The following is a 22945-nucleotide window of genomic DNA, read 5'->3' as shown; positions in this document are numbered from 1 at the left end:
ATCGCCGAGTCATCGCCGCCCCCCCTCTTGAACTCGACCGCTCTTGGCTTCGACCGAGCTGTCACGCGCGGCAATGCGCGCAGCCAACCAATTGTTTATTTCTGACTCAAGCCAACCAACTGACCTTGGCCCAAGCCGAACTGGTGCAGGAAAGGTACGTGCTTTGATGCCTTCGTAGATGGTGGAGCAGCGAAGGCCGGTACGGTCTTCCACTTCGCGGCGGCGAAGAATGACAATTGGGGCGGGAGATACGGGTTGTTGAGTAACCATGCTTTCCAATCCTTTTCTGGATCGTGCCGAGCAGAGCTGCCCGGAACACATGGTCACAACTTTGAAGCGGAGCCAACACAGCGAGAACCCCACCAGCCAGCATGGTGAAAGGTAGGCCGGCAGGCCTTACAGCCTGCCAACAGACATTACGCTTTGCCGGCAGAGCGTAGTTCCTTATTTTCCCTACCTATGTGCTCTCTTGCCGTCCTAAATGCACAGCTGAATTTTTTTGAGGCATGTTCTGCCGCCTGGTCAAGGCTCTTAAAGCGGTCCCTATTGGTCAGCCACCAACTCCGAATCTCTTCGGCTTTCTGATTGCTTGGGGCATGTCGGGCTGCGGCACCCTTTTTGGCGAGAGCACGGGCGGCTAGCCCCCTTTCTTCTATTTCCGCATCCCGACATGCACTTGCGTTGCTCTCCATCCGTAAGGATTCCGCCACCTCGAAAAGCAAATCAAAGGCTTTTGGATCGCCGTTCCGGTGCAACGCCGCAGCTTCGAAGAACCACACCAAGGCTTGAACTTTCAAGATGTTTCCATGGTCCGGAAAGTCTTCGAATGAAGTACTGACCAGCAACTCGAAAGGCGCTGTCCAGGTCTCTAGATGGTAGGCTTCGGGTTCACAAATTCGATATTCGACGGGGTCATCCGACCATTCACGGCTTATTAGATACCCACTACCTGGGTTATGCCGACGATGGTACTCAACAAGGCGGGCAGCCACTAACAAAAGGTCAAGCAACGTAGCTTCGTCCTGTTCCAGCAGCCCAGAGCGGCAGCGCGAGAGTTCTTCAGCCCACTTTTGGCCAAATTCGCTCGGCATTTCAAGTGAAAAAATTGACTCGTCTGGACGGGCGGCAATGAGGGCTTCGTCCACTGCAAGAGGGGAAAATGTCTCACTTGCCCAGTCTAAAAGAGATTGGTATTCGCTCATGAGGTAACCCTCGGGATATTCCTTGAGCGGCCCGCCGGGATACCTCGGCAAAGAATCTATGTCCATACACGCCCCTTGTGCGCTATCCCTTGTTTTGATGCCGCGCCAGCCGGGCAAGGGCTCCCGGTTTTCCCCCCGTCGGAGTAGGCGCGGCAAACTCGGTAGGTCAGGCTGCCCGTGTCGGTATCGATACCACGTCGGCGCCCGCCTTCAGCTTGTCCAGGTAATCGGCCCACCGTTGCATCATCTCCCGGCGTTCCTTGATGAACTTTGTCCTGTTGTAAGCAGAGCCCAGCGCATCAGGCACACGGTGCGCCAACTGGTGCTCAATCACCTCCGGCTTGAAATGCAGTTCCTCGTGCAGGATCGTCCGGGCCATTGCCCTGAATCCGTGCCCGGTGATCTCGGTCTTGGTGTCGTAACCCATGCGGCGCAGTGCGGCATTTACCGCGGCGTCGCTCATCGGCTTCTTCGGGTCGCGGCCTGCAAAGACATGGACGCCGCGTCCAGTGAGCGGCTGCAGATCACGGAGGATCAGCACGGCCTGCGACGGCAAGGGAACAAGGTGAGGCTGGCGCCCCTTCATCCGCCCTGCCGGAATACTCCACTCCCCTTTGTCGAGATCGAATTCGGCCCATTCGGCTTTACGCAGCTCCCCAGGCCGCACAAACAGCAGCGGCGCCAGGAGCAAAGCCGACTTGACGACGAACGTGCCCTGGAAGCCATCAATGGCGCGGAGCAGTTCGCCAGCTTCTTTCGGGGTTGTGATGGCCGCGAAGTTCTCGCCCCTGGCCGGCGGAATCGCGCCGCGCAGATCCGGGCAGGGATCGCGTTCAGCTCGCCCGGTGGCCACGGCGTAACGGAAGGCCTGGCTGATCTCGCTCTTGATCTTGTGGGCGGTATAGCGGGCGCCCCGTTCATCCACCCTACGCAACACCGCCAACACCTCCGGCGGAGTGATTTCGGCCATCGGCCGGCCTCCTAGCCAGGGGAAGACGTTCTTCTCCAGGCGTGCCAGGGATTTCGTGTATTGGGCTGGCTCGACCGTTGTCCGCCATTTCTCCAGCCACTCACGGCAAATCACCTCGAACGAATTCAGGGCACGGGCTTCGGTGGCGGCCTTCTGGGCCTTCCGCTGCTCTCCTGGGTCGATCCCATCGGCGAGCAGCTTGCGGGCCTCGTCGCGCCGGTTACGCGCATCCTTCAAACCAACATCCGGATAGCTCCCCAGGGCCAGGAGCTTTTCCTTTCCGCCCACTCGGTACTTGAGCCTCCAGAGCTTTGCGCCGGTTGGCTGCAACAGGAGGTACAGGCCCTTCTCGTCGGAGATCTTGCGGGGCTTGAGATCGGGCTTGAGTGCCTTGATCTGGGTATCGGTCAGCGGCATCGGGGGTATCCATCCTTGAGGACAGGCGAATACCCCCAACCATACCCCCATCAGAGGCCGGCTTACAATGGAATAATCCGGAACACTACGGACGCAAAAAAGGCCGGAACCCTTGATTTCTCTGGGCTTGCCGGCCTGATTCGGAACACTGCGGAACAGCTATTGGTGCCTTGGGCGAGACTCGAACTCGCACGTCTTTCGACACTACCCCCTCAAGATAGCGTGTCTACCAATTTCACCACCAAGGCATCTTTGCCTGACCCAGCTCCGTGAATGCAGCACTGGAACGGGGGCGCAGAAGGAGGCGGATTATAGCGGAGCCGACGCGAAGGTCAACAGGAATCGGCAAGCCGCTGGGGCGTGAGGGTATGAATTCTGCTTGAAAGCCGTGATCCCTCAAATACGAGTCGCGTTCACGACAATCCATCATGAAAACCATCGGCATCTTTTTCGGCACCGAAACCGGCACCACCCGGCTGATCGCCAAGAAAATCCACAAGAAGCTCGGCGATGAGATCGCCAGCAAGCCCGTCAACGTAAACCGCATCGAGATGGCGGAAATGCTCCAGTACGACGCCCTGATCCTCGGCACGCCGAGCTATGGCGTCGGCGAGATTCCCGGCAAGAGCGCCGGCTGCCTGGAGCCGAACTGGGAAGAGTTCCTGGCCAAGAGCGGCATGCCGGACTTCAGCGGCAAGCGCATCGCTTTCTTCGGCCTGGGCGCCCAGGAGCGCTACTCCGACCGCTTCGCCAGCTCGCTGCTGCGCCTTTACGAAGTCTTCAAGGGCTTCGGCGCGGAGATCATCGGCGACTGGAGCACCGAAGGCTACACCTTCGCGCATTCCGCGGCGGTGCAGGACGGGCGCTTCGTCGGCCTGGTCATCGACGAGCGCACCCAGGGCATGTTCACCAACGAACGCCTCGATACCTGGCTGGCCCAGGTCAAGCCACAGCTCCTGGAAAAACTCGCCACGCCGGCCTGAACATCCGTGTTCATCACACCATCGGCAGACGCGTCACCGGGGACGCGCTTGCCGATGCATCAACTGATCCATCGATACCAATAATTTATTTATCGATTAGATCATTTGATCAAAACCCAAACCCCGGCCAGCTTGGCCCGTCTCCGCCCCCATTCCGCGCAGGCCGCGTCCCGCCTGGTCTGCACACGTTTTGCCGGTATCGCCAACCTGTTCTGGCACCCTTCCTGCTCATGAAGCAGCGGATAGCGTGGAAGTAACCAGATGCTCAAACGTCGCCAGTACAAGCCCCTTGTGGGCGGGAAGTCCAGACGACCCGCTGGCGGCAGGCGAGCATCGTTGCCGCACGTTGCCTGATGTTTGCCTCTGTCCCCGGTTCAGCGACCTCTCCCTCCCGTTTCTGACATCCGCTTACGCGTTGATCGTCCAGAAAAGCTGAATCGGGATTCGACCCGCGGAAGCGGGTCTTTTTTTGCCCGGACACCAACGCCCCCGCCCAACGAGATGCACGCCATGCCGAACACCCAGACCTTCGACAAGAACGCCCTCATCTGCCTGTCCGCCACCTTCCTCGCTGGCACGGCGGCCGTGTTGCCGAACAGTCTTGCGCAGACCGTCTGCACCGCCACCGCCGCCTTGTGTGCGCTGGTCGCTGGCCTGGGCCACCGCTCGGAGCAACGGCACATCCACAGGCAACTGCTACCGCGTCTGCACGACGAGCTGGCAAGCATGCAAACGGCCAACCAGGCCTTGCGCATCGACCTTGAGAACGCACGCCAGGCCCTGGCAGCCGAGGCGACCGCGACGGGAAACGACCCCCACTGTACCGCCCTCGCGGCCTCCATCACCGATGCCACCCGCCTGGCCACCGAGCTCGGCGTGTCGGTGGAACAGGCGCTGGCTGACATGGCCAACGCCAACCGCCTCGCCGAAGCCAGCGGCGCCCGGGTGGCAGCAGGGCGGAACCACATGGGCAGCGCCAAGACGGAGATCGAGCGCGCCGGCGAATGCCTGACCAAGGTTCAGGCCGACCTGGACACCCTCGCCGTCCAGTCCGGTCAGATTCCGGCCATCGTCGCGCTGATCACCCAGATCTCGGACCAGACCAACCTGCTCGCCCTCAACGCGGCCATCGAAGCTGCACGGGCCGGCGATGCGGGCCGCGGCTTCGCCGTGGTGGCCGACGAGGTGCGCAAGCTGGCCGAGCAGGCCAAGGCCGCGAGCGACCGCATCGGCGCCATCGCCACGGAGTTGCAGCACACCTCGTCACAGGCCTCGGCGTCGGTGCTCAGCGCCAGCTCGGCGGTCAGCGCAGGATGCAGCGCCACCGCCGAAGCCGAAGCGGCGATGCGGGCGATCCAGGACAGCGCCCGCGAGCGCGTCGCCGTGGTTACCCAGATCACCGAGGAGATCCGCAACCACCGGGACATCGGGCAGTCACTGATGGTGGCGCTCGCCCGGGCCGAGGCCTGAGCGGCGCCAGCGTCACGCCGCGCCGTTCGGGTTGCGGTGGGCCCAGCTGGTCATGCGCTTCTCGACGAAGGCGAACAGCTCGTACATCACGACGCCCATCACGCCGATGACGATCAGCCCGGCAAACACCAGCGGCATGTTCATCGACGAGCTGGCCGACATCATCAGGTAGCCGATGCCCAGGTTCGAGGCCACCGTCTCGGCGATCACCGAGCCGACGAAGGCCAGTGTGATCGCCACTTTCAGGGACGCGAAAAAGTACGGCATCGCCCGCGGCAGGCCTACCTTGCCAAGGATGTCGAGGCGCGAGGCACCCAGCGAACGCAGCACGTCCTCCAGTTCGGGCTCCAGCGTGGCGAGGCCGGTGGCCACGTTGACCACCACCGGGAAGAAGGAGATCAGGAAGGCGGTAAGGATGGCCGGCACCGTCCCGATGCCGAACCACACCACCAGCACCGGCACGAAAGCGACCTTGGGGATCGAGTTGAAGCCGACCAGCAGCGGATACATGGCCCGGTAGAGCAGCGGCGACGAGCCCACCGCCATGCCGATCAGCAGGCCCACCAGCACCGCGATGGCAAAGCCGGCCAAGGTGGTAAGGAAGGTCTGGGTGGCGTGCATCATGATCGGCGCGAACTGCTCGACGCCCACATGCCACACCGCGCTGGGCGCCGGCAGCAGGAATTCGGGCACGTCGAAGCCGACGCAGATCAGCTCCCACAGCAGGAACATGCCGGCCACCACCAGCCACGGGGCAGCCTTGACGAGATTGGGTTTCATGGCAGGCCTTTCAGGATGCGCGCACGCGACCGATGTGCTCGCGCAGTTCATGGACGTAGCCGGCGAAGGCGTCGGTATAGGTCACGTCCAGGTCGCGCGGACGCGGCAGGTCGATCTCCCGGCGCACCAGCACGCGGCCCGGCCGCTTGCTCATCACGTAAACGGTGTCGGCGAGGAAGACCGCCTCGCGCAGGTCGTGGGTGACGAGGATCACCGTGAAGGGCTGCAGCTGCCACAGGTCGCGCAACATGCACCACAGCTCCTCGCGGGTGAAGGCGTCCAGCGCGCCGAAGGGCTCGTCGAGCATCAGCAGGCGCGGCTGGTGGATCAGTGCCCGGCAGATTGACGCCCGCTGCTGCATGCCGCCGGACAGCTCCCACGGGAACTTGTCCTCGAAGCCGGCCAGGCCGACCTTGGCGAGCAGCTGGCGCGCCTCAGCCTCGTAGCGCGTGCGCTCCTTCTTCAGCGTGGACCGGTAGGGCTCGACGATCTCCAGCGGCAACATCACATTGTCGAGGGTCGTGCGCCAGGGCAGCAGATTGGCGTTCTGGAAGGCCATGCCGACGATCTTCAGCGGCCCACCGACCTGGCGGCCGTCCACATAGACATAGCCGCCGGACGGCATGCGCAGGCCGGAGATGAGCTTCATGAGGGTGGATTTGCCGCAGCCGGACGGGCCGACCACGGCGACGAACTCGCCCTCGCGGACGTCCAGGCTGACGTCCTCGATGGCCAGCGCGCCTCCCGGCGCGTAGGCGAGATCGACGTTCTCGAATTTGACGAAGGACATGGGCTGTTTTCGGAGAGAAATTGTGGGGGCGAATTCATTCGCCCACGGTCTTTGAACGAGCAGTTGAGGGCGAATGAATTCGCCCCCACTGAGGAAACCAGAAACAGCAGCCTTACAGGCTGCGCTCGGCCTTGGCGGGCAGGAAGGCGGCGTTGAACAGCTCGGTGGCCGACGGCACCTTGGGCAGCGCATAGGCCTCGGCGGTCTCCGCCATCGAGCGCTTGAGGCGGTCCGGCGTCACCGCGCCGAGGCCGATCTGCTTCACTTCCGGCGTCACGATGCTCGACTCGATGGCCAGCTTGAGGCGGCGCGTTTCCAGGCCCGCATCGATTAGCGGGTCGCGCTCCTTCACCGCCGGCACCGCCGCCTCCGGCCGGGCAATGGTTTCCTTCAAGGCCTTGTTGAAGGCGCGCAGAAAGCCCTCGATGGCCTTCGGCTTCTCGGCAATCAGCTTGGGGCTGGCGATGATCGCATTGCCATACAGCTCGACGCCGTGATCGGGGTAGCGCAGCGCGACGATGTCGGCCGGCTTCACGCCGCGGGCTTCAAGGTTGAGCAGGCTGGTGAAGTAGAAGCCGGTGATGCCGTCCACGTCGCCACGGGCCAGCAGGGTCTCGCGGATCGCCGGATCCACCGACTGCCACTTCACGGCGTCCACGCCCAGCTTGTTGGACTTGGCGAAGGCCGGCCAGGCCTTGCGGCCGGCGTCGAAGATCGGCGCGGCGAGGGTCTTGCCGGTCAGGTCGGCGGGCTTGGCGATGCCGCTCTTCTTCAGCGCGAACACCGCCGCCGGCGTGGCGTTGTACACCATGTACACCGCCTGGATCTTGGAGCCCGGCGTCTTGGCGTCGTATTCCACCAGCGCGTTGAAGTCGGCAAAGCCCATTTCATAGGCACCGGTCGCCACGCGGGTCACCGCGCCAGCCGAACCGTTGCCGGCGTCGATGGTCACGTCCAGCCCTTCGGCGGCGAAGTAGCCCTTGCTCTTGGCGAGCAGGAAGGGCGCGGCCGGCCCCTCGAAGCGCCAGTCGAGGGTGAACTTGATCTTCACCGGCTCCTCGGCGAAAGCGGGGGCGGACAGGGGCGTGGCGAGGGCGGCCAACCCGGCGGACAGAAGCAGGCGACGGGATGCGCGGAAACGGTGCGGCATGGGCGAAAACTCCGGAAATGATTGGACGAGGACGTCGAATGGTGCGTCTCGACCTCTTTCCGCAATCTCCATGCCAATTTTTAAACAATTGATTTTATTGGCTTTAAATCCTCACAACGGAATACCCCCGGATTCACGCCGGAATCTCACCGGAAAAGCCGCCAGAATACGCCCCCGCATGGTGCAAATCGTCTGCCCACGCACCCTCTACGTGCATTCCAAAAACATATACAAAACAACAAAGATTCTTTATTTTCAAATGGATATACACAATCAACTATATCCTTTTGGTGATGATGGATATCGCCATGCCCATAGCGGGCTCCTGCTAGATTCGGCTCCAAGGCGTCACCGTGCCTAGCCACGCGGACCACCCGCAGATCCCCGAATCGACCCAATCAGGAGCCACCATGAAGTTCTCTCAGAAGACGATCCTCGCCGCCTCCGTCCTTGCTGCCTGTGCCGGCACGGCCGCCGCCGCCGAGTGGAGCGACACCTCCATCGGCTATCGCTACGGCACCAAGTTCGCCGAGCCGTTCGAAAGCAACAGCATCAACAAGAGCATCGTCAATCTGACCCATGCCAGTGGCTACAAGTACGGCACCAACTTCTTCAATGCCGACCTGCTGATGGCAGACAGCAAGGACCCGGCCGCGCCGGGCTCGAAGTCCGGCTCCCAGGAGATCTACATCGTCTACCGGCACACGCTCGATCTCGGCAAGATCACCGGCCAGGACTTCAAGTTCGGCCCGGTGCGTGGACTCGGCCTGACTGGCGGCTTCGACGTGAACACCAAGAACGACGCCGGCTACAACTCCCGCAAGCGCATGGTGGTTGCCGGTCCGACGTTGATGATGGACGTCCCCGGCTTCCTCAACGTGAGCCTGCTCTACCTGTGGGAAAGCAACGCCCCCTACAGCAAGTTCTCCGGCACCCAGACCGAGCGCTACAGCTACGACGTCCACCCGATGCTGACCGCAGCCTGGGGCATCCCCTTCAACCTCGGCCCGATCCCGCTGTCTTTCGAAGGCTTCGCCAACTTCATCGCCAGCAAGGGGCAGAACGAGTTCGGCGGCGGCACCAAGCCGGAAACCAACATCGACATGCAAGTGATGTACGACGTCAGCCCGCACGTCGGTGCCGCCAAGAACACCTTCAAGGCCGGCCTGGAATACCAGTACTGGCGCAACAAGTTCGGCAACGACCACACCAAGGCGGCCGGCGACGGCGCTTTCGCCAAGACCCCGATGGTGCGCGTCGAATACCACTTCTGAGCCCCCACGAGTCGCCCCCACAGACGCAGAAAAGCCAACCCCGCGGGGTTGGCTTTTTTGCTGGAGAAAACCGGATCAGGCGGAAGCGGCTGCCAGCGGCTTGCCACCGTTCGGCTCGTCATCGAGACCACCGTTCAGAGCCTTGTTCATCTTGTCCATGTCCAGCTCGTTCTCGGAGCGGGACACCACCACGGTGGCGACGGCGTTGCCGATGATGTTGGTCAGCGCACGGGCTTCGCTCATGAAACGGTCGATGCCGAGAATCAGCGCCATGCCGGCCACCGGGATGGTCGGCACCACGGCCAGCGTGGAGGCCAGGGTGATGAAACCGGCACCGGTGATGCCGCTGGCGCCCTTGGAGGTCAGCATCGCCACCACCAGGATGGTCAGCTCCTGAGCCAGGGTCAGCTCGGTGTTGGTGGCCTGGGCGATGAACAGGGCCGCCATCGTCATGTAGATGTTGGTGCCATCCAGGTTGAAGGAGTAGCCGGTGGGCACCACCAGGCCAACCACGGAGCGGGCGCAACCCATCTTCTCGAGCTTCTGCATCAGCTTGGGCAGGGCGGACTCGGAGGACGAGGTGCCCAGCACGATCAGCAGTTCTTCACGGATGTAACGGATGAACTTGAAGATGCTGAAGCCGGTGTAGCGGGCAATGGAGCCCAGCACGATGACGATGAAGAGGATGCAGGTGAGGTAGAAGGAGCCCATCAGCTTGGCCATCGGGATCAGGGAGGCCACGCCGTACTTGCCGATCGTGAAGGCCATCGCGCCAAAGGCACCCAGCGGAGCGAGCTTCATCACGGTATTGACGATGCCGAACATCACGTGGGAAATCTGCTCGACGAAGTCGAAGACCGGCTTGCCCTTTTCGCCCATTGCGGCCAGCGAGAAGCCGAACAGGATGGCCAGCAGCAGCACCTGCAGGATGTCACCCTTCGCAAAGGCATCGACGAAGGTGCTCGGGATAATGTTGAGAATGAACTCCACCGAGCTCTGGGCGTGGGCCTTGGCGGTGAAATCGGCGATGGCCTTGGTGTCCAGCGTCTTCACATCGGCGTTGAAGCCGGCACCCGGTGTCGCCACGTTGGCCACCACCAGGCCGATCAGCAGCGCAAAGGTGGACACGATCTCGAAGTACAGCAGCGCCTTGCCGCCGACGCGACCAACTTTCTTCATGTCCTGCATGCCGGCGATGCCGTGCACAACGGTACAGAAGATCACCGGCGCGATGATCATCTTGACGAGCTTGATGAAGCCGTCGCCGAGGGGCTTCAGATCGACCCCCAGCTTGGGCTCGAAGTACCCCAGCAGCACGCCGCAGGCGATGGCGAACAGCACCTGCACGTACAGAACCTTGTAGAACGGCTTCTTCATGACGGTTTATCTCCGGTGTTATATAGGACTATGAGACGAACAATAGATCCCTCACCGAAGCCCCGAAATTGTGTCCTCCCCCATTGTGGACGGCCCTATTGTGGTTATCCGTAATAGGCCGACACCCTTTGATCGGGGTCAGTCCGGCACGACGACTGCCAGCCGACGGTTCAGCGCAATGCCTTCTGGCGTGACCTCGGCGCCCAGCGCAAACACCTCGACACCCTGCGCCAGCGCCTCGCGGAGCGCCTGCCCGTAGGCCGGGTCGATATGGTCGGCGGGCCGCACCTCGTCCACATCGCCCCGCTGCACGCAGAAGACCAGCACCGCCCGGTGGCCGGCGGCCACCATCGCGCTCATCTCGCGCAGATGCTTGGTGCCGCGGGTGGTCACTGCATCCGGGAAAAAACCCACGCGCCCATCCACCGCAGCGGTGACGTTCTTCACTTCCACATAGCAGTCGGGCCGGCCGCTCTCCTGCAGCAGCAGATCGATGCGGCTGCCCTCACCATACTTCACCTCCGGGCGGATCGTTCCATAGCCGGCCAGCTCAGGCAGCACGCCAGCCTCGATCGCCTCCCGCACCAGGCCGTTGCTGCGCCCGGTATGCACGCCAACCACGCAGGCTGGCGCCACCTCCACCAGCTCCCAGGTCCATTTGAGCTTGCGCGCCGGATTGTCCGCCGGCGACAGCCACACCCGGCTGCCCGGCGTCTTGCAGCCGAGCATCGAGCCGGTATTGGGGCAATGGGCGGTCACGAGTCCGGCTGCCGTTTCCACGTCGGCCAGGAAACGCTGGTAACGCCGCAGCAGGCGGCCTTCGAGAAGCGGATGAGGAAAGCGCATGGCAGATCAATGTCGATAGAGGATGCGGTCATCAGCCTGGCCGCATGGAAAAAATCACATCGCAAGGGGCACGAAATCTCTCACCCGCCGTATCATGCCCTCAGAAAGCAAGCGTGGTGCGGCTTTGCGCCGGATCACCCATTACAACCCGCCGGACAACGATAGCCAACGACACCAAGCCATGCGCGATCCTTCCCCAGCGGCGGCCAGCGAGCTGCCCGACTATCTCCGCGAAACCTATACCTGGGCCTACCTCGATCACCGCACCGTGCCCTGGCTGGATCGGCCGGTCGTGGTATCGGCGATCTTGTGGGGCAACGCCAGCCGCCTGATGGACAGCGCTGTGCGGGAATTCAGCCCCGGCCAGCGGGTACTGCAGGCAGCGGCGGTGTATGGCGATTTTTCGCCGCGCCTGGCCCGCCAGCTCGGTGACGCAGGCCAACTGACGGTACTCGACGTCGCACCGATCCAGATCGCCAACACCCGGCGCAAGCTCGCCCCCTGGCCCCATGCCCACGCCCAGGTCGCCGACCTCACCAAGCCGGTGGGCGCCACCTTTGACGCGGCCTGTTGCTTCTTCCTGCTCCACGAAGTCCCGCCCCATGCGCGCCGGTGCATTGTCGCCAACCTGCTGGCGGCGGTCGAACCCGGTGGCAAGATCGTCTTCGTGGACTACCACCAGCCGCGCTGGTGGCACCCGATGGGGCCAATCATGGCACTGGTATTCCGCTACCTGGAACCCTTCGCCAACTCCCTGCTGGCCGACTCCATCGACAGCCTGGTGCCGGAATGCGCCGACTTCGAATGGCGCAAGGAAACCTGTTTCGGCGGGCTGTACCAGAAGGTGGTGGGCGTCCGGCGCTGAGGCGCCCCTCCCTGGCGGCGGTGGGCGAATGAATTCGCCCCCACAGGGAAATCCGGGACTTCCAGTGGCAGGGCGTCAGCCCTCCGCCAACTGATCCAGGCAGGCCGCGATCGCCGGCAGGCCTTCGCGAATCGCCGCCGGCCCCGGCGCCAGCAGGATCGCCGACTTGATCTCGAAGACCCGCCCATCGCGCACCGCCGGGAGCGCATCCCAGCCCGGCCGCGACGTGACGTGGCCCGGCTGGAAATGCTTGCCGCACCAGGAGCCGATGATCACCTCCGGCGCCCGCGGAATCACCAGCGCGGCATCGGCGAGGATGCGCTGCTTGGCGTTGGGATGCACCGACAGCTCGCCGAAGCAGTCTTCCCCGCCGGCGATGCCGATCATCTCGGACACCCAGCGGATGCCCGTGATCAGCGGCTCGTTCCATTCTTCGAAATAAACCTTTGGCCTTCGCCCCAGGCGCGCCGCGCGGGCCTCACCGCGGGCCCGTACGTCGGCGATCGTCGCCTCCAGCTCGGCCACCAGTGACAGCGCCTTCTGCTCGGCCCCCACCAGCCGACCGACGGTCTCCACCATCGCCAGGATGCCGTCCACGCTGCGGTGGTTGAAGACATGCACCGCCACACCGGCCTTCACCAGATCCCGCGCGATGTCGCCCTGCAGGTCGGAAAAGGCCAGCACCAAGTCCGGCTCGACGGCCAGGATGCGCTCGATCTTGGCACTGCTGAAGCCGCTGACCTTGGGCTTCTCCTTGCGCGCCCGCGGCGGATGGGTTGTGAAGCCGGAAATGCCGGCGATACGCGCCTCCTCGCCAAGCAGGTAAAGCACCTCGACGGTTTCGGTGGACAGGCAGACGATGCGTTGGGGCAGACGGGGCATGATTTCTCGTTATCGGGGATAAGGGGCCGGGCAAGGCTGGCGATCACCGGCCGGGTTGCACAGCCGGACCTGGGCCAGAAAGGCTTCCGCCGCGGCCCGGGGCTTTTCACTGTCGGCCTTGAGCCGCTCAGCATCGTCCGCTGGCAGGCGCCAGGCGCGCTGGACCACATACAGGTAGTCCGGCCCCTCGATGGCCTTCACGACGGCCATCTCAGCGTAGTTGGTGTCCGGCACCCGGGGGCAGACCAGATAGGTCTGCACGGTCTCGCCGCTGGCCTCGTCACCTGGCAGGGCCTCCACCGGACCTGCCGGCAAGCCGCAGCGGAACTCGCGTGCCCGTTGCATGCCTTCGAGCAGCGCCCGCGCCTGGCCCCTGCTGTTCCCCCGCGGCAGGCCTTGCACGCCGATCAGCTGGGTCCACTCCCGCGGGTTGTCGCCGAGGGGTACGAAATCCGCATTCCAGCCCCGTGCGCCCGCACTGTTGGCGGCCGGCACGCTGTCCGGCGGCAGCGGCAGGTTGAGCCAGCGCACCTGCCCGGCTGCCTCCTCGGCACTGCGGACCGCCGCCAGTTCCTGCAGACGGCGCAGCGGCGGGTCGAGTTCGGCCTGGAAATCGGTGGCGCTGCTCTCGCTGACCTTCAGCTGGGAACGGCTGGCCTCGAAGCTGTACCACACGTCGTAGTGGCGTACCACGCCGCAGGCCTGCACCGACCAGCGCTCAAGGGCGTGGTGCACGCGGTACGGACGGGTTTCGATGAGGTCCGGCGCGGCCTGCACCGTATCGAATACGATCAGGTCGCGGCAAGCCTTGGTGCGCCGGCCCTCCAGCTCCTCGATGCGTTCGACGACCTTGTCCTGGGCCGCCGCCTGGCGCCATGCGCCGGCATAGCCCGGCACCTTGCGCTGGTCGGCGGGAACGGCGGCCACCTGGCCGATGCGGGTCACGATCTCGCCGGGCAGCGGGCCGGCATCGGCGACCCGCAGCGCCGCCGCCAGCACCAAGCCCAGCAGGAGCCGGCCTTTCATCGCTTGGCGCGGGCTTCTTCGAGCTGGCCACACAGGCGCTCGGCCCCGTCGAGGATGCGCGGCGTGTGGCGCTGGATCTGGTCCGGCGGGATGAAGAACAGATTGCCCCGGGCCACAGCCGGCAGCTTGGTCCATTTACGCCAGTCGTCCAGCCACTCCGGCCGGCTCTCGCCCATCCCGCTGGCAACCACGACATCCGGCGCAGCCGCCAGCACCGCCTCCACGTCGATGGTCGGCGCCAGCACCGGCAGCTTGGCGAATACGTTGTCGCCGCCGCACAAGCGGATCACGTCGGAAATGAGGTGCTCGCCGTTGATGGTCATCAGCGGCCGGTTCCAGATCTCGTAGAAGACCCGCAGCTTCGGCCGCCCGGAATACCTGGCCGCCAGCGCCGAATGGCGCTTGCGGAAAGCCTGCGCGGCGGCATCCGCCACGGCTTCACTACCGGCCAGGCGTCCTAGCTGGGACAGGCTGCGGGCCACGTCTTCGATACGCCGCGGCTCGTTGATGAAGACCGGCACACCGAGGGCCTTGAGTTTGTCCAGATGGGCATCCCGGTTGCCGCTCTTCCAGGCAACCACCAGGTCGGGCTTGAGGGCCGCGACCTTTTCCATGTCAGGCGCCGTATAGCTACCAACCCGCGGGATCCTGCCCGCCGCCTGCGGATAGTCGCTGTACTGCACCACGCCGACGACCCGGTCGCCGGCACCGGCGGCGAACAGGAGTTCGGTCACATGGGGCGCCAGACTGACGATCCGCCGGGCCGGTTGAGCGAGACGGATGGTCTGCCCCTGGTCGTCGGTCACATCGATGGAGGCCCGGGCGAAACCGGAAACGAGCAACAAGCCGAGAAGAAGCCCACGCATTCGGAAATCTTTCAATAAAGGTCGTTACAGTCGGCCGAGCGCCGCAGCCAGGCGCGACCACTCGGTCTCGTTCCCCGGCAGGCCGAAACGCAGACTGGACGGTGTTTCGAATAGACGGGTCAGGATGCCCTGCTCCGCGAGGCGGGCGTGAATGTCGACGGCACGGAGCGTGGGCCGCCACTGGAACAGTGCCGTGCCGGCCCCACCGCTGAGACCGCTGCGGTCCAGCAGGGCGGCGAGCCGCCGGCTGTCGGCCACCAGACGCTCCCGCGCCGCGTGCTGCCAGGCCCGGTCGGCCAACGCCGCAGCGGTCACCGCCCGCGCCGGGCCGGACACCGCCCACGGCCCGAGCCGCGAAGCCAACTGCGCGCGCAGCGCGGCCTCGGCAAACACGAAGCCGACCCGCGCCCCGGCCAGACCGAAGAACTTGCCCACGGAACGCAATACCACCAGGCCGGGTCGCCCGGCCAACGGCACCAGACTGTCGGCCGGATCGGCGTCGAGGAAGGCTTCATCCACGATCAGACGGCCGCCGCGCCCCGCCAGATCTTCCTGCCAGGCAAGCAACTGCTGGCGTGTAAAGTGCTGGCCGTCCGGGTTGTTGGGCTGCACCAGCAGCAAGGTGTCGGCGTGCCGCACCGCGGCATCGATGCGCTCGGCCGGCAGCGCCTGCAAGGCATGGCCGCGCCAAGCATGGGGATGTTCCGCGTAGGTTGGCGCCAGGGTGATCACCCGGCCGGGTGGAAAACAAGCCGGCAGTGTCTGGATCGCCGCCTGCGAGCCAGCCACAGGCAACAGTTCCGGGCTGCCGTAATAGGCTGCCGCTGCGGCCTCCAGACCATCGTCGTCTTCCGGAAGGCGATGCCAGACTTCCGGCGCCAGCGCCGGCACGGGATAAGCTTGGGGATTGATACCGGTGGATAGATCGACCCATTCGCCCAGCGGAATGCCGTAGCGCTGGGCTGCGCTACGCAGGCGACCGCCGTGCTCAAGCATGGATGCACACGCTGACGATGGCGACGCCCAGCAACCACAGCCAGACGCTGTTTTGCACCAGGGCCAGCGCCTTGTCGATGTCTGCCGCCGCCGCCGGGCGACCGGCGCCCAGGGGCGGCCGTGTCTCCAGGTGGCCGTGGTAGATCGCCGGACCGCCGAGGGACAGATCCAGCGCGCCAGCGCCAGAGGCCATCACCGGTCCAGCGTTAGGGCTGTCCCAGGTCGGCGCCTGGGTGCGCCAGCAGCGCAGCGCCGTCGCCGTATGGCCGAGCAGCGCGTAGCTCAGCGCGGTGAGGCGGGCCGGGATGAAATTGAGCACGTCGTCGATGCGCGCCGCCGCCCAGCCGAAGCGCAGGTAACGCTCCGTGCGGTAGCCCCACATGGCATCCAGCGTGTTGGCGAGGCGGAACATCAGCGCACCCGGCCCGCCCAGCAGGGCAAACCAGAACAGGGCACCGAAGATCGCGTCGTTGCCATTCTCCAGCACCGATTCGACGGTGGCCTTGGCCACGCCGGACTCGTCCAGTTCGGCCGTGTCGCGGGACACGATCCACGACAGGCGGCCACGTGCACCGGCCAAATCACCGGCCGCGAGGGGCCCCGCGACGGCCCGCGCGTGCTCAGCCAGGCTGCGCCCGCCGATCGCCGCGTACAGCAGCACCACGTCGAGCAGCATGCCGAACCAAACATGCCCCTCCCGCAGCGAACCCGCCAGCGCGACCCAAGGCAGCACGGCCACGCTCCAGGCGAGCAGGCCGACCGCCCGATTGATGATGCCGATGCGGCGGAACAGGCGCTCGACGGCCGCCGCATAGCGGCCGAAACCGACCAGCGGGTGATAGCGGCGCGGCTCCCCGAGCAGGTGATCGAGGAGCAGACCGAGGGCCATTGGAATGACAATCGGCAGCAGGGCGAGGAGGTATACAGCGGACATGGGATAATCGAAGGCTTTCTGCACCCGAGATTGTAAGTCATGCGCCACGCCAACACCCTGATGGTTCAGGGCACCACGTCCGACGCGGGCAAAAGCACCCTGGTCGCCGGCCTCGCCCGCCTGTTGTGGCGGCGCGGCGTACGGGTGGCACCCTTCAAGCCGCAGAACATGGCCCTCAACTCGGCGGTGACGGTCGATGGCGGCGAAATCGGCCGCGCCCAGGCCTTGCAGGCGGTGGCCGCAGGGCTCGAACCCCACACCGACATGAACCCGGTGCTGCTCAAGCCCTCCACCGACATCGGCGCCCAGGTCATCATCCATGGCCGTGCCGTGGCCAACCTGTCAGCCCGCGATTATCACGAGTACAAGCCACGGGCGATGGCCGCCGTGCTGGAAAGCTACGGCCGCCTGACGGACAAGTACGAGGCGGTGCTCGTAGAAGGCGCCGGCAGCCCGGCGGAAATCAACCTGCGTGACCGGGACATCGCCAACATGGGCTTCGCCGAAGAGGTGGACTGCCCTGTCATCCTCGTCGCCGACATCGACCGCGGCGGCGTCTTCGCGCATCTGGTCGGCACCCTCGACCTGCTGTCACCCAGCGAGCAGGCCCGCGTGAAGGGCTTTGTGATCAACCGCTTCCGCGGCGACATCGGCCTGCTGCAGTCCGGCCTCGACTGGCTGGAGGCGCGCACTGGCCGCCCCGTGCTGGGCGTGCTGCCCTACCTGCACGGCCTCTTCCTCGACGCCGAGGATGCGCTGGCCGACGCCCGTGCCGAGAAGGGCGAAGCCCGCCTGCGCGTTGTCGCGCCGGTCTATCCGCGCATTTCTAACCACACCGACCTGGACGCCCTGCGCCTGCATCCGCAGGTGGATTTCAGCTGGGTCGGCCCCGGCCAGCCCATTCCGCCCGCCGACCTGATCGTACTGCCCGGCTCCAAGGCGGTGCAGGCCGACCTGGCCTGGCTGCGCGCCCAGGGTTGGGAAGCCGCAATCCGCCGTCACCTGCGGTACGGCGGCAAGCTGGTGGCGATCTGCGGCGGCTACCAGATGCTCGGCCGCCAGCTCCATGATCCGCACGGCCTCGAAGGCGCGCCGGCCAGCCTGCCCGGCCTCGGCCTGCTCGACGTGGAAACCACGCTGGAGGCCGAGAAGCAGCTAGTCAATGCCAGCGGCACGCTGGCTCTGCCCGGCGCGCCGAAGGTCCAGGGCTACGAGATCCACATGGGCGTTACCCGCGGCCCGGCCCTCGAGCGCCCCGCTGCTCACTTGACCGACGGCCGCCCCGACGGTGTGCTATCGGAAGACGGACAGATCCTCGGCACCTATCTGCACGGCCTGTTCGACCACCCGGACGCCCTCGCCGCGCTGCTGGCCTGGGCCGGCGTCAGCGACGCAGCGCGCATCGACCTCGCTGCCCGCCGCGAAGCCGACCTCGACCGCCTCGCCGACAGCATGGAGAAACACCTGCATCTGGACCGTCTCGCCGCCTGCTTCGGCGATGGCGCCGCTGCCAATGCCTTGCGTACGTCATCACCGGCGGCGCTTGCTTGACCCCGTCCCCGCCCCTCTCTAACATTCGCCGCATGGACGCCGAACTCGCTTCTCTCGAACAGAAACTCGAACAACTGATCAGCCATTGCACGGCTGCTCGGACAGAAAACCAACGCCTGCGGGAACGGGTCGCCAGCCTCGAAAATACCAACCAGGAGCTCAACGCCAAGCTGGGCCAGGTCGGTCGCCGTCTCGAGGATCTTCTCGCCCGCATCCCTGAGGCCTGACATGGAACAGCTCGACATCAAGCTGCTGGGACGCGAGTACCGCGTAGCCTGCAAACCGGAAGAAAAGGAAGGCCTGCTGGCCGCCGTGGCCTATCTGGACGGCAAGATGCGGGATCTGGCCACCAAGACCAACTCATCCGGCGAACGCCTCGCTGTCATGACGGCCCTGAATATCAGCCATGAATTTCTGCAGCTGCAGCGTGCCGGCGGGTTTGACATCCCGACGCTCAAGCGTAGAATCGAGCACATAAAAGGTCGCCTAGATACCGCCCTCGCCGAACAAGAAAACCTGTTCTAAGTAAGGTAAATCCGGGCCACCAGGAAAGGTTTGATAAATCCCCTGCGGTGTTGGTCAAGGCTTAAAACTCCTTGAACCAATGTCTTCGTGACATGGGTCGCTGCCCATAGAAACCGTTGGTGTGCGCGCTCCTCGTCGAACGTGCCTGATACGGAAGGAATGCGGCCCCCCTGAACTCCGGTTCAGGATGAAGGCCTGACGGCACGCGCGGGGGACCCATAAAGAAAAGGCGCAGACCACCGGTCTGTGCCTTTTACATTTCCGCCCCGGCTTTTGCCCCGTGGAGCAAAAGCCGGCCAGAAAGACTTATTCCGGAGCCTTGAAGCCGGCGCCGGCCTTGTTGGCCAGGAACGCCACCGCACGCTTCAGCTCGTCGTCGGTCAGATCCGCCGCACCACCACGCGGGGGCATTGCGTTCTTGCCCGCAGCCGCGGACTTCACCAGACCTTCGAAGCCCTGGGCGATACGCGGGCCCCATGCCGCCTTGTCACCAGCCTTCGGCGCACCGGCAGCGCCGCTCTCGTGACACGCAGCGCAGACGGCCTTGAAGATGTCCTCACCCTTGCGGCTACCCGGTGCAGCAGCCGGCGCGGCAGCCAGCTCGACTTTGGCAACCGGTTGGACCAGCTTGGCAGCCAGTTCTTCATCGACGGCAGCCTTCTTGCCACAACCCACGAGCTGGGTAGCGAGCGCCGCGACACCGATGGAAAGCGCAATCCGCGCATAGGAACGAACAGGGGCAGAACGACCAAGATCCGACATGCTGAATTCCTCGAGTACTGGCAAATTTAATAAAGAATTGATTATAGCGAGGCTATTCACCTTCTGTCAGGCAAAGCATGGACTTTGCTGTCGTTTCACGCTATGCTGCGCGCCGCGCATGAGAATGCGTAGCATTGTTTCCGCAAGGCGCCCGTAGCTCAGCTGGATAGAGTACTGCCCTCCGAAGGCAGGGGTCGGACGTTCGAATCGTCTCGGGCGCGCCATAAAATCAAAGACTTAGGCCACTTTTCCGGTGGCCTTTTTCTTTGGTACGGAATCCGTACGGAAAAGAGCATTCCGTACAGTCGCTCTTGGCACTCTCACGAAGTGAGGCGCACATGGGATTTTGGTCAAGAAATTCGCGCTCTGTGACGCACACGCCGTATGGTGCCGTACGTCTTCACTCTGCGTACAGCACATGGTCAGATGACGATTTCATTGCATCTGAGACCACGGGCGAGCTTGAGAGCACAGATGGTCGGGGTGTTTTAGGCCAATGCACGTTCGCTTCCTTCAGAAGAAAGCGAAACCGAGCATGGATGGATGTCGGCACCATTGGATACTGGATGGATTCAATAGACGCGCAGACTTTCGACATTTTCGACGCGCTAGCGGAGGCGGACTGCTTCGGCCTAGAGTCTTACTTCAACGAAACGTGCCTGCTAGTCGCACAGCGGATTGAAATCACACCCGCAGCCAGAGGGAAAGGGGCTTGGAAAGCCCTTTATTTTGCAACTATGCAAAAGGCTTTGGAGGCGCAGCGCAGACCGCCGGTCGAATTTTTCTTTAAAGCGTTTCCCCTTGAGTACGAAGGGAATGTTACGGAGAAGAATGCCGCAGAGTTTGCAGCGGCACAGCGAGCTTTGAAACTACTGTATTCAGTGCAACTCGGCGCAGTGTCCCTAGACTTACCGGCTTCATTCGACTGTTACATGCGGGCTCCGGTACCGGATGCTGTTTGTCCCGGCACTTCTCGCTGACCCAGGGCAACACTGTGTGGTTCATTGCTCTTGCCACGCTCAACGCATCCCCTGCCGCTCCTAGTCACAAGCTCAATGAACCCACACCCATGATGAGGTAGAAAGCTCCACATCTGGCTATAAACTGTAAATATTTACAGCCAAAACACCAGAATGTTCGTCCACATCCGAATCACGCGCCGTCGCGGCCGGAAGATCCCAGACCATGAAGCGTATCGGCCTGAGAATCAGATTCTCGGGTGTCTATACACGAACGGCTCCACCTTTGAGGTTTGGAGTGGGGACACTAAGCCGTGGCCACCTATAGCTACGCTCTACGACGCAAAGGTTTTGTCGATCCAGGCCCGCGAGATTTACATCAGGGGCTATGAGGAAGACAACGGGGGCGGCGTTCTGCAGGAGTGGGTCTGCCAGGTGCTGTCGTCGGCGGAGTTTTTCGAGCGGACAGGCGCCACATGACCAGTTCCAGCGGTACGCTTGGCGTATGTGCGCCAACTACCGCCCATCCTCGCAGGACGCGCTCCTTGTGTTCCCGCTGCAGCCTAGGTTGCCGAGTGTCGCATGCCGTTGAAGCGGATGAAGGCCCGAACCCAGTGGACGCAGGCCTGTTCGGTTTCTAAACTTTAGTGCAAGTAGCGTGTGCGCTCACGCAGTTTTGCCCGATCCTTAATCGAACGCAGCAGGCTAGTCGCTCTAAAACAAAGTCATGCGTGAAGTTTCTCATGGAGGGTCGCCATGTCAATATCACCTTCCCGCCACTTTGCAAGCCTCCACGACGGCATTAATTACCTCAGCGAGACGTACTCTGGCGAGGTTTTGCTGGAAGCGATAGACCACAAAGAACATACCCAGCGAGGACGCGTTCGCTCGCCATCTTTCCTCTTTCGAGGGGAGTCCTCGCAGTACCTCACGACGACCGCGACGATGCAGCGTATTTCTGCTGAACAAGCATTGTCGCAACGCGCTCGTAAACTGGTACCAGGGCTTGCCAGCTACATAGAGGAGCAACTACGTGACTTCCTGAACATGTCAGAGATGGAGTCGGCAGGTTTCGCTCAGCACTATGGGCTTCCTACGGAACTCATTGACCTCACGTCGTCGCCTAGCGTTGCTGCATTCTTCGCCGCTGACGGCGAGCCTGGTACTAAGGGGTACTTGGCTGCTTTTCCCGTCGCATCTATGGCGTCGTCCTCCATCCTCATCGATCTGCGAGAGCACTCGTCGGCTGAAAGACCGCGACGGCAGCATGCGTTTGCGATCTTCAATAGAAGACACACCGATCTCAAGTCGAGTCCGTGCATAGCTGAACTGGGCTCCACATGGTTCTCTTTCTCTCTCCGCAAGTCCGACAAAGATCGTTATTACTACCCACAGCTGTCACTTCTCGACTGCCACACCGATGCAGTGGCAGGGGCGCTGCAGTTGGTCGTTGATACTATGATTCAAAAGCATGGGAAGCTGCCCGACGAGCTTGCAGCCTGGTTCTCAAAACGTATAGCCGCAGCCCCGTTCGTGACCAAGGCGACAAAGTGGCATGCGTCAGGCAAGCCAGCCGAGGTCGAACTTGTGCCCCTCGCCGTCACAGACATTCCATACAACGAAGAATCAGAGCGTGAGAAGAGCTATCGGTACTGGTCGTCCAAGTACTCCGTAGTCAGCCGTACTGAAGCATAGTTTCACTTGTGAAGCGCAATATCGTTTTCATTCAACTAGGGGTTGAACGACGGCATTCCTCAAAGCTCAGCGACAGCAATAGGTCGTACTCGGTCCTAGCCTGAGGCTGAGAGCTGTCATTGAAGGGCATCGGCGGCTGTACTCCGATCTACCTGCAGGCGTTCCTAAGCGTCGCCGCGTCCGTCACAAGCGGATTCCCTTCCCCTTGCCATCGGACGATCCGGGCGTCTCGCTCCCGCTCCCAGGCATCCACCGGGTAGGCCTTGGCCCAGGCGCACATCAGCTTCTTGTCCAGCGAGCTCATCCGTAGGCCGTAGGTCTCATACATGTAGAGCGTGATCCGGGCGGCCCGCCCCCGGACTTCCTCGCGCGGCTGCACGCGCTTCCCCTTGAAATCCACGATGGTCTGGCACTCGCCGTACATGCTTGAGCGCTCGCGCGTCCAGGCGCTGTAGGCGAAGTTGTTCCGATCGCCGTTGACCTCGCCGACGGCTGGCACAAGGTTGTTCAGGTCGCCCTCTGCTTTCTGGAAGACGGGATCGTTGTCGCTGCAGTTCTTGCGGCCGCCGTCCTGTCCGCGCCGATTGAATATTGAGCCAGGCTGCCGACTTTAGTTTGAGCCAGG

24 protein-coding genes, 2 tRNA genes, 1 other RNA gene and 1 pseudogene are annotated in these 22945 nt (G+C 63.4%); 11 read left to right on the top strand and 17 right to left on the bottom strand.

Annotated elements, in window-relative coordinates; all coding sequences use genetic code 11:
• Positions 1-9 precede the first annotated feature (9 nt).
• From ACE3RX_RS05955 to ACE3RX_RS05940, 4 genes are all read right to left on the bottom strand, one after another.
• Entirely contained in the window at positions 10-270 is a 261-nt protein-coding gene (locus ACE3RX_RS05955; protein ID WP_374481323.1) for a helix-turn-helix transcriptional regulator, read from the bottom strand.
• Between the two features lie 146 nt (positions 271-416).
• Entirely contained in the window at positions 417-1202 is a 786-nt protein-coding gene (locus ACE3RX_RS05950) for a hypothetical protein (protein ID WP_374481321.1), read from the bottom strand.
• 166 nt (positions 1203-1368) lie between these two features.
• Positions 1369-2589 carry a tyrosine-type recombinase/integrase gene (locus ACE3RX_RS05945; protein WP_374481319.1) on the bottom strand — a complete coding sequence of 407 codons (1221 nt, stop codon included), beginning with the start codon at positions 2587-2589 and terminating at the stop codon, positions 1369-1371.
• A 163-nt stretch (positions 2590-2752) separates the two neighbouring features.
• Positions 2753-2837, bottom strand: a tRNA-Leu gene (locus ACE3RX_RS05940).
• A 180-nt stretch (positions 2838-3017) separates the two neighbouring features.
• Here ACE3RX_RS05940 and ACE3RX_RS05935 point away from each other — a divergent pair.
• Together ACE3RX_RS05935 and ACE3RX_RS05930 are read left to right on the top strand one after the other, a co-directional pair.
• The gene (locus ACE3RX_RS05935; protein WP_374481317.1) at positions 3018-3572 is read left to right on the top strand and encodes a flavodoxin; all 555 of its coding nucleotides are present in this window, start codon (positions 3018-3020) and stop codon (positions 3570-3572) included.
• A 510-nt stretch (positions 3573-4082) separates the two neighbouring features.
• Positions 4083-5042, top strand: coding sequence for a methyl-accepting chemotaxis protein (locus ACE3RX_RS05930; protein WP_374481315.1), 960 nt, complete (start codon positions 4083-4085; stop codon positions 5040-5042).
• Positions 5043-5054: 12 nt separating this feature from the next.
• Here ACE3RX_RS05930 and ACE3RX_RS05925 read toward each other — a convergent pair whose 3' ends face one another.
• The 3 genes from ACE3RX_RS05925 to ACE3RX_RS05915 form a co-directional block, all read right to left on the bottom strand.
• Positions 5055-5822 (bottom strand): ABC transporter permease, encoded by a 768-nt coding sequence (locus ACE3RX_RS05925; RefSeq protein ID WP_216820017.1) that lies wholly within the window; start codon positions 5820-5822, stop codon positions 5055-5057.
• A gap of 10 nt (positions 5823-5832) precedes the next feature.
• Complete coding sequence (locus ACE3RX_RS05920; protein WP_374481312.1) at positions 5833-6612, bottom strand: ABC transporter ATP-binding protein; 780 nt, start codon at positions 6610-6612, stop codon at positions 5833-5835.
• 112 nt (positions 6613-6724) lie between these two features.
• Positions 6725-7762 carry an ABC transporter substrate-binding protein gene (locus ACE3RX_RS05915; RefSeq protein WP_374481310.1) on the bottom strand — a complete coding sequence of 346 codons (1038 nt, stop codon included), beginning with the start codon at positions 7760-7762 and terminating at the stop codon, positions 6725-6727.
• A 410-nt stretch (positions 7763-8172) separates the two neighbouring features.
• Here ACE3RX_RS05915 and ACE3RX_RS05910 point away from each other — a divergent pair, with 410 nt between their 5' ends.
• The gene (locus ACE3RX_RS05910) at positions 8173-9036 is read left to right on the top strand and encodes a hypothetical protein (RefSeq protein ID WP_374481308.1); all 864 of its coding nucleotides are present in this window, start codon (positions 8173-8175) and stop codon (positions 9034-9036) included.
• A 75-nt stretch (positions 9037-9111) separates the two neighbouring features.
• On the opposite strand, the gene ACE3RX_RS05905 is transcribed toward ACE3RX_RS05910, so the two are convergent.
• Together ACE3RX_RS05905 and sfsA are read right to left on the bottom strand one after the other, a co-directional pair.
• A complete protein-coding gene (locus ACE3RX_RS05905; protein WP_374481306.1) occupies positions 9112-10413 on the bottom strand; it encodes a dicarboxylate/amino acid:cation symporter in 1302 nt (433 codons plus the stop codon).
• A gap of 138 nt (positions 10414-10551) precedes the next feature.
• Entirely contained in the window at positions 10552-11259 is a 708-nt protein-coding gene (sfsA, locus tag ACE3RX_RS05900) for a DNA/RNA nuclease SfsA (RefSeq protein WP_374481304.1), read from the bottom strand.
• A gap of 181 nt (positions 11260-11440) precedes the next feature.
• On the opposite strand from sfsA, the gene rquA reads away from it, so the two are divergent.
• Complete coding sequence (gene rquA / locus ACE3RX_RS05895; RefSeq protein WP_374481302.1) at positions 11441-12124, top strand: rhodoquinone biosynthesis methyltransferase RquA; 684 nt, start codon at positions 11441-11443, stop codon at positions 12122-12124.
• A 75-nt stretch (positions 12125-12199) separates the two neighbouring features.
• Here the strand turns inward: rquA and ACE3RX_RS05890 are convergent, their stop codons facing one another.
• The 5 genes from ACE3RX_RS05890 to cbiB are packed head-to-tail and all read right to left on the bottom strand — an operon-like array spanning position 12200 to position 16828.
• Positions 12200-13006, bottom strand: a complete 807-nt coding sequence (locus ACE3RX_RS05890) for a cobalamin-binding protein (RefSeq protein WP_374481300.1) — start codon at positions 13004-13006, stop codon at positions 12200-12202.
• A 9-nt stretch (positions 13007-13015) separates the two neighbouring features.
• Positions 13016-14032: a hypothetical protein gene (locus ACE3RX_RS05885; RefSeq protein ID WP_374481298.1), complete on the bottom strand. Its 1017-nt coding sequence runs from the start codon at positions 14030-14032 to the stop codon at positions 13016-13018.
• Positions 14029-14898: a cobalamin-binding protein gene (locus ACE3RX_RS05880; RefSeq protein ID WP_374481296.1), complete on the bottom strand. Its 870-nt coding sequence runs from the start codon at positions 14896-14898 to the stop codon at positions 14029-14031. The genes ACE3RX_RS05885 and ACE3RX_RS05880 overlap by 4 nt, the downstream gene beginning before the upstream one ends.
• A 24-nt stretch (positions 14899-14922) precedes the next feature.
• Complete coding sequence (gene cobD / locus ACE3RX_RS05875; RefSeq protein WP_374481294.1) at positions 14923-15894, bottom strand: threonine-phosphate decarboxylase CobD; 972 nt, start codon at positions 15892-15894, stop codon at positions 14923-14925.
• Positions 15887-16828, bottom strand: a complete 942-nt coding sequence (gene cbiB / locus ACE3RX_RS05870; RefSeq protein WP_374481292.1) for an adenosylcobinamide-phosphate synthase CbiB — start codon at positions 16826-16828, stop codon at positions 15887-15889. Before cbiB ends, cobD begins: the two co-directional genes overlap by 8 nt.
• A gap of 39 nt (positions 16829-16867) precedes the next feature.
• On the opposite strand from cbiB, the gene ACE3RX_RS05865 reads away from it, so the two are divergent.
• The 4 genes from ACE3RX_RS05865 (at position 16868) to ssrS (ending at position 19122) form a co-directional block, all read left to right on the top strand.
• Positions 16868-18379 carry a cobyric acid synthase gene (locus ACE3RX_RS05865; protein WP_374481290.1) on the top strand — a complete coding sequence of 504 codons (1512 nt, stop codon included), beginning with the start codon at positions 16868-16870 and terminating at the stop codon, positions 18377-18379.
• Between the two features lie 32 nt (positions 18380-18411).
• A complete protein-coding gene (locus ACE3RX_RS05860; protein ID WP_374481288.1) occupies positions 18412-18606 on the top strand; it encodes a hypothetical protein in 195 nt (64 codons plus the stop codon).
• Between the two features lies 1 nt (position 18607).
• A complete protein-coding gene (locus ACE3RX_RS05855; RefSeq protein WP_374481286.1) occupies positions 18608-18904 on the top strand; it encodes a cell division protein ZapA in 297 nt (98 codons plus the stop codon).
• A gap of 36 nt (positions 18905-18940) precedes the next feature.
• Positions 18941-19122: non-coding RNA, 6S RNA (gene ssrS, locus ACE3RX_RS05850), on the top strand.
• 88 nt (positions 19123-19210) lie between these two features.
• Here ssrS and ACE3RX_RS05845 read toward each other — a convergent pair.
• A complete protein-coding gene (locus ACE3RX_RS05845; protein ID WP_374481284.1) occupies positions 19211-19666 on the bottom strand; it encodes a cytochrome c5 family protein in 456 nt (151 codons plus the stop codon).
• A gap of 147 nt (positions 19667-19813) precedes the next feature.
• Here ACE3RX_RS05845 and ACE3RX_RS05840 point away from each other — a divergent pair.
• A tRNA-Arg gene (locus ACE3RX_RS05840) sits at positions 19814-19890 on the top strand.
• Positions 19891-20205: 315 nt separating this feature from the next.
• Positions 20206-20646, top strand: a complete 441-nt coding sequence (locus ACE3RX_RS05835) for a hypothetical protein (RefSeq protein WP_374481282.1) — start codon at positions 20206-20208, stop codon at positions 20644-20646.
• Between the two features lie 545 nt (positions 20647-21191).
• Here ACE3RX_RS05835 and ACE3RX_RS05830 read toward each other — a convergent pair.
• A pseudogene (locus ACE3RX_RS05830) lies at positions 21192-21329 on the bottom strand (integrase); the annotation flags it as partial.
• A gap of 52 nt (positions 21330-21381) precedes the next feature.
• Between ACE3RX_RS05830 and ACE3RX_RS05825 the strand changes: the two are divergent.
• Positions 21382-22320 carry an FRG domain-containing protein gene (locus ACE3RX_RS05825; protein WP_374481280.1) on the top strand — a complete coding sequence of 313 codons (939 nt, stop codon included), beginning with the start codon at positions 21382-21384 and terminating at the stop codon, positions 22318-22320.
• Positions 22321-22468: 148 nt separating this feature from the next.
• Here ACE3RX_RS05825 and ACE3RX_RS05820 read toward each other — a convergent pair whose 3' ends face one another.
• Positions 22469-22912: an endonuclease I family protein gene (locus ACE3RX_RS05820; protein ID WP_374481569.1), complete on the bottom strand. Its 444-nt coding sequence runs from the start codon at positions 22910-22912 to the stop codon at positions 22469-22471.
• Between the last annotated feature and the right edge of the window lie 33 nt (positions 22913-22945).

This window comes from Zoogloea sp., assembly GCF_041914405.1.
Classification (GTDB): Bacteria; Pseudomonadota; Gammaproteobacteria; order Burkholderiales; family Rhodocyclaceae; genus Zoogloea.
Note: the sequence above shows the minus strand (reverse complement) of the source record. Positions and strands in the feature narration are given on the sequence as shown.

Bases quoted from the DNA above. Each gene is read 5' to 3' on its own strand.
- ACE3RX_RS05955 (WP_374481323.1), bottom strand. From the start codon at position 270: ATGGTTACTCAACAACCCGTATCTCCCGCCCCAATTGTCATTCTTCGC.
- ACE3RX_RS05950 (WP_374481321.1), bottom strand. From the start codon at position 1,202: ATGAGCGAATACCAATCTCTTTTAGACTGGGCAAGTGAGACATTTTCC.
- ACE3RX_RS05945 (WP_374481319.1), bottom strand. From the start codon at position 2,589: ATGCCGCTGACCGATACCCAGATCAAGGCACTCAAGCCCGATCTCAAG.
- ACE3RX_RS05935 (WP_374481317.1), top strand. From the start codon at position 3,018: ATGAAAACCATCGGCATCTTTTTCGGCACCGAAACCGGCACCACCCGG.
- ACE3RX_RS05930 (WP_374481315.1), top strand. From the start codon at position 4,083: ATGCCGAACACCCAGACCTTCGACAAGAACGCCCTCATCTGCCTGTCC.
- ACE3RX_RS05925 (WP_216820017.1), bottom strand. From the start codon at position 5,822: ATGAAACCCAATCTCGTCAAGGCTGCCCCGTGGCTGGTGGTGGCCGGC.
- ACE3RX_RS05920 (WP_374481312.1), bottom strand. From the start codon at position 6,612: ATGTCCTTCGTCAAATTCGAGAACGTCGATCTCGCCTACGCGCCGGGA.
- ACE3RX_RS05915 (WP_374481310.1), bottom strand. From the start codon at position 7,762: ATGCCGCACCGTTTCCGCGCATCCCGTCGCCTGCTTCTGTCCGCCGGG.
- ACE3RX_RS05910 (WP_374481308.1), top strand. From the start codon at position 8,173: ATGAAGTTCTCTCAGAAGACGATCCTCGCCGCCTCCGTCCTTGCTGCC.
- ACE3RX_RS05905 (WP_374481306.1), bottom strand. From the start codon at position 10,413: ATGAAGAAGCCGTTCTACAAGGTTCTGTACGTGCAGGTGCTGTTCGCC.
- sfsA (WP_374481304.1), bottom strand. From the start codon at position 11,259: ATGCGCTTTCCTCATCCGCTTCTCGAAGGCCGCCTGCTGCGGCGTTAC.
- rquA (WP_374481302.1), top strand. From the start codon at position 11,441: ATGCGCGATCCTTCCCCAGCGGCGGCCAGCGAGCTGCCCGACTATCTC.
- ACE3RX_RS05890 (WP_374481300.1), bottom strand. From the start codon at position 13,006: ATGCCCCGTCTGCCCCAACGCATCGTCTGCCTGTCCACCGAAACCGTC.
- ACE3RX_RS05885 (WP_374481298.1), bottom strand. From the start codon at position 14,032: ATGAAAGGCCGGCTCCTGCTGGGCTTGGTGCTGGCGGCGGCGCTGCGG.
- ACE3RX_RS05880 (WP_374481296.1), bottom strand. From the start codon at position 14,898: ATGCGTGGGCTTCTTCTCGGCTTGTTGCTCGTTTCCGGTTTCGCCCGG.
- cobD (WP_374481294.1), bottom strand. From the start codon at position 15,894: ATGCTTGAGCACGGCGGTCGCCTGCGTAGCGCAGCCCAGCGCTACGGC.
- cbiB (WP_374481292.1), bottom strand. From the start codon at position 16,828: ATGTCCGCTGTATACCTCCTCGCCCTGCTGCCGATTGTCATTCCAATG.
- ACE3RX_RS05865 (WP_374481290.1), top strand. From the start codon at position 16,868: ATGCGCCACGCCAACACCCTGATGGTTCAGGGCACCACGTCCGACGCG.
- ACE3RX_RS05860 (WP_374481288.1), top strand. From the start codon at position 18,412: ATGGACGCCGAACTCGCTTCTCTCGAACAGAAACTCGAACAACTGATC.
- ACE3RX_RS05855 (WP_374481286.1), top strand. From the start codon at position 18,608: ATGGAACAGCTCGACATCAAGCTGCTGGGACGCGAGTACCGCGTAGCC.
- ACE3RX_RS05845 (WP_374481284.1), bottom strand. From the start codon at position 19,666: ATGTCGGATCTTGGTCGTTCTGCCCCTGTTCGTTCCTATGCGCGGATT.
- ACE3RX_RS05835 (WP_374481282.1), top strand. From the start codon at position 20,206: ATGGATGTCGGCACCATTGGATACTGGATGGATTCAATAGACGCGCAG.
- ACE3RX_RS05825 (WP_374481280.1), top strand. From the start codon at position 21,382: ATGTCAATATCACCTTCCCGCCACTTTGCAAGCCTCCACGACGGCATT.